Source organism: Staphylococcus sp. 11007852, from assembly GCF_011394325.1.
Classification (GTDB): domain Bacteria; phylum Bacillota; class Bacilli; order Staphylococcales; family Staphylococcaceae; genus Staphylococcus; species Staphylococcus agnetis.
In genome coordinates this window covers 1-14,450 of sequence record NZ_JAANBJ010000004.1, presented here as the reverse complement: position 1 = coordinate 14,450, position 14,450 = coordinate 1, and the positions used below count along the sequence as shown (strand labels likewise).

Here is a 14,450-nt window from a genome sequence, read left to right as displayed (position 1 = left end):
ATGACATCGAAAGAACAGATGAAAACGCTAGGTCGTCTCCTTAAATATACGCTACCTTTTAAGTCGTTAATTGTACGTGCGTTATCATTACTAATATTAACAACCGCTGCGAGTATGGCGGTTCCCTATATCATTAAAGTGTTTATCGATCAATACCTTGTGCCTAGACATTTCCCAGGAAATGATCTGATCGTTATCCTCGTATTATTTATTGGTGTAGAACTATTAGGTGCATTAACAGCCTATTTTAGTTTGTATTATTTAGAATATTTAGCATTAAAAGTGATTCAACAACTGCGAATTGATGCTTTCAGAGATATAGCTAATTTAGGAATGCGGTTTTATGACCAGACTCCAAGTGGGAGTATTGTATCACGGTTAACAAACGATACTGAGGCTATCGTAGAAATGTTTACAGGTGTACTTGCGACATTTTTAATCGCGATTTTTATGGTAATGAGTAGTTTTATAATGATGTTTGTTTTAGATATAAAAATGGCATTTTTTGCGATGAGCTTTGTTCCATTAATCGTTTTAGTACTCGCATTATATAGAAAATATGCATCAGTATATTTTTATGAAACGAGACGCAAACTATCAGATTTAAACGCGAAACTTGGTGAATCAATTGAAGGTATGAAAATTATTCAAGTGTTCAACCAAGAACAACGTCTTAAAGCGGAATTTGAAACAATAAATCGTGCGCACTATGATTATATGCTTAAAACGATACGTCTTGATGGATTATTATTGAGGCCAGCGATTACACTTATTTCAACATTATCTATAGTTGCTATTTTGGCTTATTTTGGAATGTTGAGCTTTAAAACCGTGGTTACTGCTGGTACCATTTATGCTTTTATTCAATATATGCAACGTTTTTTTGAGCCGATTAACCAAGTCAGTCAAAATTTAAATATTTTCCAACAAGCAGTTGTGTCTGCTAGCCGTGTATTTCATATGATGGACAATGAGGACTTAGCACCTGTTCAATCTGAAAATGCATCGCGTATTACTGCGGGCCGTATTGAGTTTAAAAATGTGTCATTTAGTTATGATGGGCAGCATGATGTATTAAAAAACATTGATTTCACTGCAGAACCTGGTCAAACAGTCGCACTTGTAGGTCATACTGGTTCGGGGAAAACTTCGATTATCAACTTGTTTATGCGGTTTTATGAATTTGAACGAGGGGATATTTTAATTGATGGGCAATCAGTAAAAAACATCCCTAAAGGAGAACTGAAATCTAAAATTGGACTAGTGCTACAAGACCCATTTATGTTTTATGGTTCTATCGCGTCTAATATCAAACTATATCATCCAACGATGACATTTGAACAAATTGAAGGTGCAGCCAAATTTGTGTATGCACATGATTTTATTATGAAATTTAAAGACGGTTATGATCATAAAGTGATTGAAAAAGGAAGTACGCTTTCAAGTGGTCAACGTCAATTGATTGCTTTTGCACGTACTATGGCGATAGATCCGAAAATTTTAATTTTGGACGAAGCAACTGCCAACATTGATTCAGAAACGGAAGAGCTCATTCAACAGTCTTTAACGAAAATGAGACACGGTAGAACTACACTTGCGATAGCACATCGACTATCAACAATTCAAGATGCGGATTTAATCCTTGTCTTACACCAAGGTGAAATTGTAGAACGGGGAACGCATGATACGTTAATTCAACAAGGTGGTATTTACCAAAAAATGTATCAATTACAACGCAATGGCAAAACGCACTAGCATCTAAAACAGTTGCATTAATCGTAGTAATATTATGTTTGGAATCCCGATTTCTTATAAAACAATCGGCTATATGTTGCATGTAAAAAGCCTTCAAAGTTCATTTAAAAAATGAATTTTGAAGGCACTTTTGATGAGGTTCATTCATGGATACATTCTTAGTTTCTAACTGCAAAATAGTGATCTTCATCATCGGCGAAGTTAAATACAATGCCACCGTTCATTTCCACTTTTTCGCCAACAGTTACGCCTTTTGACTTTAAGTTATCATATAAAGCATGAATATCTTCCGAAACAAACATTAAAGAAGGCGTACCGGTATCGACGCCCATTTCCATCGCTTCGACTTTGGCTTTATCGTGTAACACAATGGCCGTTTCAGCGTCAGGTGTCGGTTTTAAAATAATGACGCGCATGTCATTCGTCACATCATCAGATACCACGTGGAAATTCAATTTGTCCGTCCAAAACTGTTTTGCATTCTCTTGATCATCGACATATAACATTACTTCTTGTAATTGTGCTATCATGTTGAACTCCTTATGTTTTATTCATTTCAGTATGATGCCCTATTTTAAAGGTTACTGACATCAATTTCAATTGGTCCGTTGCCATCTTTTTGTTCATGTAGCATAACTTTGTTCGGAATCACACGTAATACGACTAAATCAGGATCTTCTTTTGAATCAAAAAAAGTTTTATCTTGTTCTTGCCATAGCCAATCTATTTGCTGTTGATCTGTAACGATCTCAATTGCACCTTCAATTTCTACATAAGGCAATTGATTGTTCTCTTCGTAACCTAAGAGGACATGTGCTTTAGGATTATGTTTAATTTCTTCAAATTTTGGGGTTTGTTTACTTGTTTTTGTATATAAATCTAGACCATCATTATAAAAAATCATATAACGACTATTTGGTTGATCATGATAAGACGTTGCTAAAACACCGATACGTGAGTGTTCTATAACTTCATTAATTTTTTGAATTGCTTCTTGTTTCATTATATATCACCTCAGTATCATCTACCCATGTCAAGCGATAAAAAAACAAGTTGTGATGCGTAGTCATTACGTTCACAACTTGTTTTTTATTATTTAAATTCACGAGTCGACGGTTTAAAATAATCGTCTGTTTCTTGTTTAATAACTTTGAATAAGAATAAGAGACCTATCAAATTCGGAATCATCATTAATGCATTAGCCATATCAGCGAAAGCCCATACTAAACGCAAGTTTGCTACAGTACCTACAAATGTAGCAACGACATAAATCACTGCGTAAATGACAACAAGTTTTACGCCGAATAAGTATTCAAAACACTTCGCACCATAGACAAACCAAGCGATAATCGTTGAAAATCCAAAGAAGATAACAGAAAGTGACACAACGTATTCACCGATGATACCGAGTGAAGAGGCAAACGCTTTACTTGTGAGCGCACCAGCCTCTAATCCTGGATCATGACTGACACCTGATAGTAGACCACCTGATGGATCCCAAAAACCTGTGACAAGCAATACGAGTGCTGTCATGGTACATACAACAATCGTTACAATAAAAGTACCTGTCATTGCAACAAGTGCTTGAATCACAGGGTGACTCGTTTTGGCATTACCAGAAATAAGTGCGACTGTACCCAGCCCAGCTTCATTTGAGAAGATACCTTTTGATACACCATGTTGGACTGCTTGCATAACCACAATTCCTGAAAAGCCACCTGCAGCTGACACTGGTGTAAAAGCATGCTCAAAAATTAATCCGAACGCTGGAATGATTTTATCGTAATTCATAATGATAATTAAAATAGAAGCACCTATGTATAAAATGGCCATCATCGGCACGAAAAATCCTGCTACATCACTGATACGTTTGATTCCACCAAAAATGATAAAAGAGATGAGTATCACTAATATAATACCAGTAATAAATCCTTGAACATTAAAACTCGTAGACATGACATCTGCGATAGTATTAGATTGTACGCTGTTTCCGATACCTAAAGCGGCAAATGCTCCAAAAACGGCAAATGCAATAGCTAAAAATTTGAACTTTGGTCCTAATCCTTTTTCAATGTAATACATCGGACCACTAATATATTCACCAATCGGGTTCTTATCACGATATTTCATAGCAAGTAAGGCTTCGGCATATTTCGTTGTCATACCGAGTAAACCCACGACCCACATCCAAAAGACAGCACCTGGGCCACCTAATGTAACGGCTGTTGCGACACCAGCAATATTCCCGTTACCAATCATACCTGCAAGTGAGGTCATTAAGGCTTTGAAATTACTAATATCACCCTCACTTTCGTCCGTATCTTTTTTATTAGGAACAAAGGCAAGCTTAAATGCATGACCTAATTTACTGAATTGTAATCCTTTGAGGACGAACGTTAAGAATAATCCCGTACCTACTAATAAAATTAAACTCGGTGCACCCCAAAGAACCGCATTAATTTTATTTAATGATTCTAACACAAAAACCCCTCCATTTGACTTCATTAAAGAAAACGCTTTCATAATTATAAGATAGTTGTTCGTTGCTGTAAATTCATAATTTTTTTAATTAAAAACATGTCAAGTACTACGGACATGTGAAAGGGGTGTGGTTTCACATGTCGATAGACTTGAAAGATGTTTATATAGTTGATGATGCGCATCAATAAGGCCCGAAAAGTAATTCTACGCTTACGTTGGCATCAAAATTCACATTACTAAATTTTACACCCATATGATAAAAATTGCCAATTATATTTGAAAAAAGAGAAAAATAACACTTTTCTATTCATTACTGTTCACAATATTTATTTTAAAAAAGTGATATATGCATATTCAAAGAAGGGTAGAACATCAATCATTTCAATTTTGATTGTGCCTAACGCGTTTCTTTTTGGGGGAGCTTTATCTCATAATGGATTTTCAGTCTTGGCTTAATGCCTCAAAAGTCTCGCCTATGAAAGTCATCACAGAAATGTTTTCCTTCACCATTTTTCTCCTCTTATAGATTAAAATTGATACATGAAGATGAATAACAGCCAACAAAAGTTCATGGATGAATGAATTTTTGTTGGCTGTTTTGATATACAGGATGGTTATATCCCAATCCGTTGTTGATTATTTTTTCATATAACGATATGCCATGAGCGCTTTAAGCATTTCGATTTCTTCTTGCAGGGCTGCACCTTTATTCGTATCGCGGATAAGTTGACGTTCCAATTCTTCGTCTACAACACGTCGTATGGATAATTCGTCTTCACCTGTTTTTAGTACATTTTCTTTTGAGTTAAATTGCTGGTGTGCAACAAGTTGCATGCCAAATGAGTTATATAATAACGTATAGCCAGCGATACCTGTTGTACTTTGATAGGCTTTAGAGAAACCACCATCGATGACAAGCATTTTTCCATTAGCTTTGATTGGGTTTTCACCATCACGCTCTTTAATTGGTGTATGTCCGTTAATGATGCGTCCAGTTTCAGGATCCATATCAAACTCTTTAAGCATCTTTTTGACCATGTTTTCATCTTCACGTAGATGATAGTATGGATTTTTAACTTCTTTATGTGTTGCTTTGTCACTGATGAAGTAACGTTCAAATGTTGTCATTGCTCGTTTTCCAAATAAAGAAGAGTATTTTCCTGTCCATAAATACCAAACAAGGTCAGTCGAAATATCATCTTGTGTTTCAATATCGTTATAGGCTTTCCGCACGTGATATTCAAACTTATCAATGAGCGCATGACCATCATAATATTCACCCTCGATTTCCATACCTTCCATATTGCCATTTTCATCCACTGGTATGCAGCCGTGGATTAATAAGTTTCCATTGTAGCGCAAATAAAGATTTCCTTTTTTCATTAAGAAATCAATATGGCGACGCAACTTTTCAGATTCTTGGAAGGAAATAATTAATTTATCCATCACTTCTTTTTCTTCTTCTAATAGTGCAGTAGGATTTCTAGGGTCAATCGTTTTAAAACATGTATGTTCTAATGGATAGGTCTGACCGTTGATATCTAACGTAAGTTCACGATAATTGATGCGATCTAATATCAGACGACTCTCCATCTCAAACTCAGGACGACGTTTAATGATAGGACCTTCTAATTTAAATTGGATGATTGCGATAGCTTGGTGTATTTTTGTGATTTGTAACTTTTCAGATTCAGACGGTGTTTTTTCAGGATGCTTTTTTGGACGAAAAGCAGGATTATCATCATAATATTTTTCTGCTAACGTTAGTAAAGGTCTTAAGTTAATGCCATAAGCATCTTCTATAATATCTAAATTGTCATAGCGCGCACATATACGGAGTAGGTTGGCAAGACACACTTGAGAGCCAGCATAAGCGCCCATCCATAATGCATCGTGGTTCCCCCATTGAATATCTACAGAATGATAATCAATCAATGTGTCCATAATTTTATCTGGATCAGGACCACGGTCATAAATATCACCAACAACATGTAAATGATCTACCACGAGTCGTTGAATAGTGTTTGATAAGCTAATGATTAATTTATCCGCTTGATGAAGATTAATAATTTGTTCAATGATTGTGTTGTAATACACGTTTTTATTATTGTATTTGTTACTTTTATAAAGCAGCTCTTCAATAATAAATACATAGCGCTTAGGCAATGCTTTACGCAATTTTGAGCGTGTATATTTGGAAGATGTGTAAGTAATTAACTCAAGTAGTTGATGAATCGTACTTGTATACCAAGCATCGCGGTCAGCTTTAGAATTGAATTCACTTTTAATTAACTTAATTTTATCTTCAGGGTAGTAAACTAAGGCAGTAAGCTGATTCATTTCTTGAACTGTTAAGCGGTCATTAAAAATATCATGAATTTTTGCTTTAACATTACCTGATCCATTACGTAAGACGTGCTGAAACGCATTGAACTCACCATGTAAATCGCTCACAAAGTGCTCCGTACCTTTTGGTAGTTCTAGAATGGATTCTAAACTTATAATTTCTGTTGCTACTTTTTCCTCTGAATCATATTTTTCTGCTAGTAAATCAAGATATTGTTTCTTTAATTCAGATTCCTGTATTGATTGCATTCAACTGCCACCTCTAATTCGATTTTATTTAACATTGAAGTTGTTGAAGTGTTGTAACTTCTAATGGATATTTTTAAAAATTATGTATAAAAAAATTAAGCGCTTCCAACTCTATTAAATCACATTTGTGTATGAAATTAAATTCAGAATTACGTGCAAAACGGATTTCATGCATTAATGTGGATTGCGAAAATATTGGGAAGGGTTTAAACTTAAAATGCTATTAGTTAGCAAAACTAACTTTATGGGAGGGGTTTTTTGGCATCTACGACTACGCGGTTATTTACTAAAAACTATATCGTTAATTTTGTGGTGAGTTTATTACTTTACTTAACGATGTATTTATTAATTGTGGTAATCACACAATATGCTGTTGAAAAATACCATATATCTGAAAGTTTGGCAGGTCTTGTCATGGGGCTATTCATTGTAGGTTCACTATTCGGACGTTTTCTTACAGGGCGTTTTATTAACGTTATGGGTCCTAAAAAAATAGTATTGATTGGTCTAGCGGCATTTACAGTGACACAATGTCTTTATTTTTTAGAAGGATCATTGATTTTGTTAATGATTGTGCGCTTTTTAAATGGTTTTGCACTAGCTATCGCAACAACTGCGACGGGGACACTCGTTGCGTTATTATCGCCTGTTGAACGACGGGCAGAAGGTATCAGTTTATTTAGTTTGAGTTTAGTTATTGGTGCAGCAATCGGACCATTTGTAGGTTTAATGTTAGCACAACATTATCCGACGTATGTGCTATTTACACTATGTGTAGGTATTGCACTTTGTGCATTTGTATTAGCGTTAACTTTAAATGTTCGTTTTCAAACGCAACCTTTGAAGTCTGAAGATAAGCAGTTTAAACTGTCTCACTTTGTTTCAATCCCTGCATTACCGATTGCAAGTGTGATTTTAATTTGTGGTTTAGGTTATGCATCGGTACTATCATTTATACAAATTTATGCCCAACAACTGCAATTGCTCACATTAGCAGGTTACTATTTCATAGCGTATGCTATCGCATCGATTTTGACGCGTCCACTTATAGGGAAAATAATGGACCGCTATAATGAGAATAAAATTGCATACCCAGCACTTTTGCTTTTTTCTATAGGGTTAGCGATGCTTGCTGTGCTTTCAAGCAATACGGGGTGGCTGTTATTAACTTCAGGTGCATTACTTGGAATAGGGTATGGTGCGATGACAGCTGTATGTAACGTTGCTGCGATCAAAGTCTCAAACAAAGCACACATAGGAATCGCGACATCTACATTTTATATTGGTTTAGATTTTGGCTTGGGATTTGGTCCATTTTTACTTGGGTTTATAACAACTTCATTAGGGTTCCAAGCAATGTATGGTATAACAGCAATCATTATATTCATGTGTATAGCGCTATATTGGTTTGTACATGGGCGTTATGTCAAACTAAAATAATTTAAAGTAATGCAAAATATTAAATTAAATTAATCTCAGTTATTAATTATAAAAGCTAACTATAATTGGTTAAATCAATTTAAATATTACTTTGATATATGATAAATCTAAATATTGCGACTTCGTTCATAAAATTTTCAAATTTTTATTGTAACCGCTTTCTTGATGTGGTATATTCAAAAAGCTAACTGAATTGGTCATCAGATGACCTAATGAAAAAGAGGGGGCAAATCATGAATCAACTTAAAGAAAAGAGAACAAATATACGTTGGCTGTTTGCAGGGATGTTTTTCTTAATTGGGGTCATTGCATATATGGACCGAGCTAATATTTCATATATCGCAACACCAATGATGGAAGATTTAAACTTAACTAAAACACAATTTTCGCTTCTTGCGACATTTTTCTCACTCGGTTATGCTTTAATGCAAGTACCATCAGGATTTTTAGCAGAAAAATTTGGTCCGAAAAAGATGCTTTCAATTGCATTGGTTTGGTGGAGTGCATTCACAATTTTAACAGGGGTTATAAAAAATCACGGGGTATTATTTGCAGTACGTTTCTTATTTGGTGTTGGGGAGGCACCTATGTATCCGTCTAATGCTGTATTTAATACGTTCTGGTTTGCAAAAAATGAAAAAGGGCGTGCATCAAGTGCATTGTTAGCAGGATCCTATTTTGGACCTGTACTTGCGCCATTTATTACGGTGGCAATTTACAACACTTTCGGTTGGCAAGCGGTTTTCATTATATTTGGTATTGTTGGTTTTCTAATTGCTTTATTATGGGCGATTATTGCGAAAGATTTACCAGAACATCACAAAATGGTCAATGATGCTGAAAAGCTTTATATTATGGAAAACCGTGACGTAGTACAAACTGAAAAATCAACAGCACCATGGGGGCGCTTTTTCACAAGATTTAGCTTTTATGCTATTGCGGCTCAGTATTTTGTAGTACAGTTTGTCATCACTTTATTTTTAATTTGGTATCCGACATATTTAATTGATCAATATAAAATTGACACATTAACGATGAGTAAGCTAGCAGGTATTCCATGGTTACTCATGTTTATTTTAATCATGGTTGGTGGTGCCATTTCAGATAGAATTTTAAGTTCAGGAAAGTCGAGATTTATCGCACGTGCTTCAATCGCAATCTTTGGATTTGTAGTATTTGGTATTTCATTGTATTTTGCGGTTAATGCCACATCATTAGCAATGAATATAACATGGATGTCATTTTGTTTAGCTGGTGTTGGCTTATCGATGGTAATGAGCTGGGCTTCAGCCACTGATATTGGACGAAACTTCTCTGGGTCAGTATCAGGATGGATGAATCTATGGGGGAACATTGGTGCAATGTTAAGTCCAATCGTTGCGGCGGTTTTAGCAGATAGCATCGGTTGGAAATCAACGTTATTATCCATGCTTATCTTAGTCGTGATTGCAATCATTTTATGGTTCTTCGTGAAACCTGACCAACCACTGGTACAAGATGAAGCAGAACAAATATAATTCTTAATGTCGGGTTAGGACATAGCAGACCTGTTAATCACAAAAACCAACAAAGTTCATTTGTACATGAACTTTGTTGGTTTTATTTATTTATATAAATCGATTTAGTCTACTATGATGCATTGTGATTGATCCCTTACCCGAGACTTCTGAGGCATTTAGCCGCAACCGAAAATATATAAGGCAGTAGCTGACTGGATTGCGTATGCGCTTAAAAGCTTTCCGCAATTAGGCTATTGACCACCTATTCACGCATGTTCATAGGTGTACTGAAGACGTAATTCATTTCATTCCTAACGTCTTCATGCACCGGCGGGCATTACAACGAAATCAATTAGATTTCTGTAATGCTCCCTAGTTGAGGTAAGGCGCCTAGAAAAGCGAGGCGTTAGGGACAATCATAGGTTTAATGATTTATGTCTTATATACAAATTTAGTCTTTATGTGTCGCCCCGACTTTTTTAATGAAATGTCAATGTATAAATGATTCGTTTCACATTTTAATATGGTAAAATATAAATGATTCTATCATAGAAAGGCGTATAGCATATGAAGCGATTATCTCGAGTGATGATGCCTTTAATAGGTGTATTACTGATATTAGGTGGTTTATATTTAGCATTTCGACCACAAATTGATACGTATTTTACTAAAAAAGAAAATGATAAGAAAATAGAACAATATGAAAGTAATCAAAAAAAAGCAACCGCACCGCAACAAATTGAAATTCCTAAAGATAAATCACAAGTTGCAGGCGTATTGTCCATCCCTTCTGTAGATATTAATGAACCAGTGTATCCAGGGCCAGCAACACCACAACAATTAGAACGAGGTGTCAGTTTTGCAGAAGAACGTGAATCCTTAAGCGATCAAAATATCGCGATTGCAGGTCACACGGATTATGCTTTGAATTATCAGTTTACGAAATTGCACGATGCAAAAAAAGGGGATGACGTCTTCTTTACGGTAGGTAAAGAAAAGCGTAAATACAAAATTACATCAATTAAGGATGTAGACCCATACGCAGTTGAAGTGCTTAATGAAATGAAAAAAGATAAACATCAACTGACGTTAATTACGTGTGATGATTATGATGAAAAAACTGGTAAATGGTTAAAGCGCAGTATCTATGTTGCTGAACAAGTAGCGTAAGTGTATCAAATAAGGGTTGAGACGGTTTGTCTCGACCCTATTTATGTCGTATAAGGAGCGTGTGAAAATGAAACGTTTACTCATTGCACCAGACTCATTTAAAGAAAGTATGTCTGCCCTAGAAGTAGCAAATGCAATTGAACGGGGTTTTAGACGCGTGTTTAACGATACATGGATGATTGACAAAATACCTATGGCAGATGGCGGTGAGGGCACGTCACAATCATTACATGATGCGTTAAATGGACGGTGGCGCACAGTGACGGTAACCGGTCCTCTTGGTCATCCTGTTGATGCCACATATAGTATAGGGAATAAAGGGCGTACAGCGGTCATTGAAATGGCACAAGCGTCCGGATTAGAGTTAGTACCGCTACATTTACGAAACCCTTTAATCACGACGACTTACGGAACGGGGGAACTCATCATAGATGCGCTGAATCAAGGCGTCACGCATTTGATTCTTGGTATTGGTGGTAGTGCCACCAATGATGGTGGTGCAGGTTTAATACAAGCTTTAGGTGGACAATTGCGAGATGGCTGTGGAAAAACGATACCCTATGGTGGTGGCGCGCTACAGCAACTTGCTTCAATCGATATCTCGACGTTAGATGAACGGCTCAAAGCAGTGAAAATAGATGTTGCTTGTGATGTTGACAATCCTTTGTTAGGTGACCGTGGTGCAACAGCTGTGTATGGTCCTCAAAAAGGTGCAACAGCAGCGCAATGTAATCAATTAGAACGTGCATTGACGCATTTTAGTAAAATGATTCATAAAACATTAAATAAAGATGTTTCAAATGTTCCAGGAGCAGGCGCAGCAGGTGGTTTAGGCGCAGGGTTGCTCGCAACATTGAACGTTCAACTGAAACCAGGCATCGAAGTGGTACAAGCTGCTACTCAGTTCGAGTCACATGTGAAAGCATGTGATCTTGTAGTAACGGGTGAAGGAAAGATAGATGGTCAATCCATTTATGGCAAAACACCTATAGGCGTGGCCAAAGTAGCACAAGCACATCACAAGCCAGTCATCGCAGTGGCAGGGACGCTAGGTGAAGGATATGAAGCGGTGTATGAACATGGTATCGATGCCGTCTTTTCAATTGCGTCTCGACCAATGCCATTGTCAGAAGCGTTATTAAGAGGACCAGAATTACTAGAACGATGGGCATTTGATATGGCTCAGGTGCTGAGTTTAAAAACATAAACAATATTATCGTTTCGCTTTAGTTGATAACTTTTCAATATGCAAATGATACTCTAAAGTAATCGCCTTCAAAACACATCAGTGGATGTCGTTTGAAGGCGATTTTTAATGATTGTGCAATTATTTCGTTTCAGTTTCGCTTTGTTGAACTTTAGGGAATAATACATGATTTTCTAGATGTACATGATCATGTGTTTCTTTTTCTAACGCTTCAAGACGCGTATACACTAATCTCCATGTACCACATGCTTCCATAGGGGGTTGGTAGTCATTAGTAAGACGGCGCATGTGTTCTAATTTAGCACCTGCACTTGTATGATCATCGACAAGCGACTGAATTGCTGCATCAAGATGTTCGACGTGCTGTCCTTGATGCGCCTCAACAAGTTTTGGAAATGCTTGATGATCTTCTTCATCCGTATGGGTAAGCATTGCAGCTTTAAAATCATCATAAACCTCTTTTAATTCAACTAAGTGAGGATGATTAGGTCCATGTACTCGTGCTAATTTTGTCACGTAAGGCGTTAGTTGTTTGAATTCTTCTTTTAACGTTTCGTGATAACGTGCTTGAATATATTGCACAAGTGAAGGTACATCTAAGTAACTAGGGTTAATACCCTCTCCTTGTAAATGGCTTGCAGCTTCGAGTTTATCCATTAATTCGGGTAGTTCTATACGCTTGGCTTGGGTAGCAGCCTCTTCAATTGAAACTTGGCCTCCGCAACAAAAATCTATACCATATTGACGAAATACGTCTGCTGTTTTAGGGTGTTTCGTCACAACGTCAGCAACACGTTCATGTGCTTGAATCATGAGATATCTTCCTTTCTTCATTATGTTATCTATAGTTTAAAATTTTTGGCATAATAGCACTATTAGGGAAATATCTATAATCATTGTGGAAAAAGGCTTATTTTGTAAATTAAGCGTACGCATAGTAAACGATTAAAAATAAAAAACTTTTAATTAACATGAATGATTTTAATTGAAGATTGTGATAAGATAACGAAAGAGGTTTGTAAACGCTTACATTCCGTCGTTACATCTTTTTTCAAAGGGGTAATATAGTCTTAGTACATATATTTTATGGGAAGAGATGTATGTATAGGGTACGAGCGATCACACAAAGGAGGAATGGAAATGATTTTTGAACGAATGGAGCAAGCAGATTACGAGCAATTGGTGTTTTGTCATGATAAGGCGAGTGGTTTAAAAGCGATTATTTGTATTCATGACTCTACACTCGGACCAGCTTTAGGAGGATGTCGTTTTTGGAATTATCAATCAGAAGAGGACGCAATTGTTGATGTTATGCGTCTTGCGAAGGGCATGACGTATAAAAATGCTGCGGCTGGACTGAATCTAGGTGGTGCCAAAACAGTTGTAATCGGTAATCCCAAAACGGATAAATCAGAAGCTTTTTTTAGAGCTTTAGGACGTTATATTAATAGCCTTGATGGCCGTTATATTACTGCAGAGGATGTGGGTACAACGGTTGAAGATATGGATATGATTTTTCAAGAGACACCTTATGTTTGTGGTGTAAGTGAATCTTACGGTTCTAGTGGAAACCCTAGTCCGATGACTGCATTAGGTGTCTATTATGCGATGAAACGTACAGCTAAAGAAGTGTTTGGTACCGATCATTTAGAAGGTAAGACTGTTGCGGTTCAAGGCGTCGGTAATGTCGCTTATCATATGTGTAAGTTTTTACATGAAGAAGGCGCATCACTCATTGTAACGGACATTAATGAAGAGGCAGTACAACGCGCTGTAGATGCCTTTGGTGCCAAAGCTGTTCACATCGATGACATTTATAGTGTGGATGCGGATATCTTCGCACCATGTGCACTGGGTGGTATCCTGAATAGTGAAACGATCCCAACATTAAAAGTTAAAATGATTTGTGGTAGTGCGAATAACCAATTACTTGAGGACGATACACATGGTCAAATGTTAAAAGATCGTGGTATTTTATATGCACCAGATTTTGTAGTTAACAGCGGTGGTGTGATTAATGTTGCCGATGAATTAAATGGTTACAATCGTGAACGTGCTACAAAAAAAGTTCAAGGTGTCTATGATCAAATGGATAAAATTTTTACGATTGCGAAGGAACAGGATATCTTGCCTTTACAAGCAGCTGAACATTTAGCTGAAGCACGTATAGAAGCAATGATGCGTGTGCATAGTAAATTCTCTGCAAAACCTAACAATCAAATTAATCGCTAATACAGAAAATATTAAGTTTCAAATATACTAGAAAATCAGTTGAAAGTGTGTCAACAAAGGCACACTTTTTT

General features: G+C 36.5%; 11 protein-coding genes. 6 read left to right on the top strand and 5 right to left on the bottom strand.

From position 1 onward, the window contains the following. On the top strand, window positions 1–1,755 hold the full coding sequence (locus G8Y85_RS00545; RefSeq protein ID WP_165805303.1) for an ABC transporter ATP-binding protein: 1,755 nt from the start codon (window positions 1–3) through the stop codon (window positions 1,753–1,755). A gap of 158 nt (window positions 1,756–1,913) precedes the next feature. Here G8Y85_RS00545 and G8Y85_RS00540 read toward each other — a convergent pair whose 3' ends face one another. From G8Y85_RS00540 to G8Y85_RS00525, 4 genes are all read right to left on the bottom strand, one after another. Further along, window positions 1,914–2,285 carry a VOC family protein gene (locus tag G8Y85_RS00540; RefSeq protein WP_060551763.1) on the bottom strand — a complete coding sequence of 124 codons (372 nt, stop codon included), beginning with the start codon at window positions 2,283–2,285 and terminating at the stop codon, window positions 1,914–1,916. A 44-nt stretch (window positions 2,286–2,329) separates the two neighbouring features. Beyond that, window positions 2,330–2,761, bottom strand: a complete 432-nt coding sequence (locus G8Y85_RS00535) for a pyridoxamine 5'-phosphate oxidase family protein (RefSeq protein ID WP_348981038.1) — start codon at window positions 2,759–2,761, stop codon at window positions 2,330–2,332. Between the two features lie 86 nt (window positions 2,762–2,847). Continuing rightward, entirely contained in the window at window positions 2,848–4,236 is a 1,389-nt protein-coding gene (locus tag G8Y85_RS00530; protein WP_085622989.1) for an alanine/glycine:cation symporter family protein, read from the bottom strand. 636 nt (window positions 4,237–4,872) lie between these two features. After that, a complete protein-coding gene (locus tag G8Y85_RS00525) occupies window positions 4,873–6,831 on the bottom strand; it encodes a fructose-bisphosphatase class III (RefSeq protein ID WP_060551760.1) in 1,959 nt (652 codons plus the stop codon). Window positions 6,832–7,089: 258 nt separating this feature from the next. Between G8Y85_RS00525 and G8Y85_RS00520 the strand changes: the two genes are divergently transcribed. The 4 genes from G8Y85_RS00520 (at window position 7,090) to G8Y85_RS00505 (ending at window position 12,147) form a co-directional block, all read left to right on the top strand. Next, window positions 7,090–8,271 carry an MFS transporter gene (locus G8Y85_RS00520; protein ID WP_165805263.1) on the top strand — a complete coding sequence of 394 codons (1,182 nt, stop codon included), beginning with the start codon at window positions 7,090–7,092 and terminating at the stop codon, window positions 8,269–8,271. Window positions 8,272–8,504: 233 nt separating this feature from the next. Then, window positions 8,505–9,788 carry a pyruvate MFS transporter gene (locus G8Y85_RS00515; protein WP_037567765.1) on the top strand — a complete coding sequence of 428 codons (1,284 nt, stop codon included), beginning with the start codon at window positions 8,505–8,507 and terminating at the stop codon, window positions 9,786–9,788. 549 nt (window positions 9,789–10,337) lie between these two features. After that, window positions 10,338–10,940 (top strand): class A sortase SrtA, encoded by a 603-nt coding sequence (gene srtA / locus G8Y85_RS00510; protein ID WP_060551757.1) that lies wholly within the window; start codon window positions 10,338–10,340, stop codon window positions 10,938–10,940. A gap of 67 nt (window positions 10,941–11,007) precedes the next feature. Then, window positions 11,008–12,147 carry a glycerate kinase gene (locus tag G8Y85_RS00505; RefSeq protein WP_165805262.1) on the top strand — a complete coding sequence of 380 codons (1,140 nt, stop codon included), beginning with the start codon at window positions 11,008–11,010 and terminating at the stop codon, window positions 12,145–12,147. 120 nt (window positions 12,148–12,267) lie between these two features. On the opposite strand, the gene scdA is transcribed toward G8Y85_RS00505, so the two are convergent. Continuing rightward, window positions 12,268–12,960, bottom strand: coding sequence for an iron-sulfur cluster repair di-iron protein ScdA (gene scdA, locus G8Y85_RS00500; protein ID WP_165805261.1), 693 nt, complete (start codon window positions 12,958–12,960; stop codon window positions 12,268–12,270). A gap of 327 nt (window positions 12,961–13,287) precedes the next feature. Here scdA and G8Y85_RS00495 point away from each other — a divergent pair, with 327 nt between their 5' ends. Continuing rightward, entirely contained in the window at window positions 13,288–14,379 is a 1,092-nt protein-coding gene (locus tag G8Y85_RS00495) for a Glu/Leu/Phe/Val family dehydrogenase (RefSeq protein ID WP_103345663.1), read from the top strand. Window positions 14,380–14,450 lie beyond the last annotated feature (71 nt).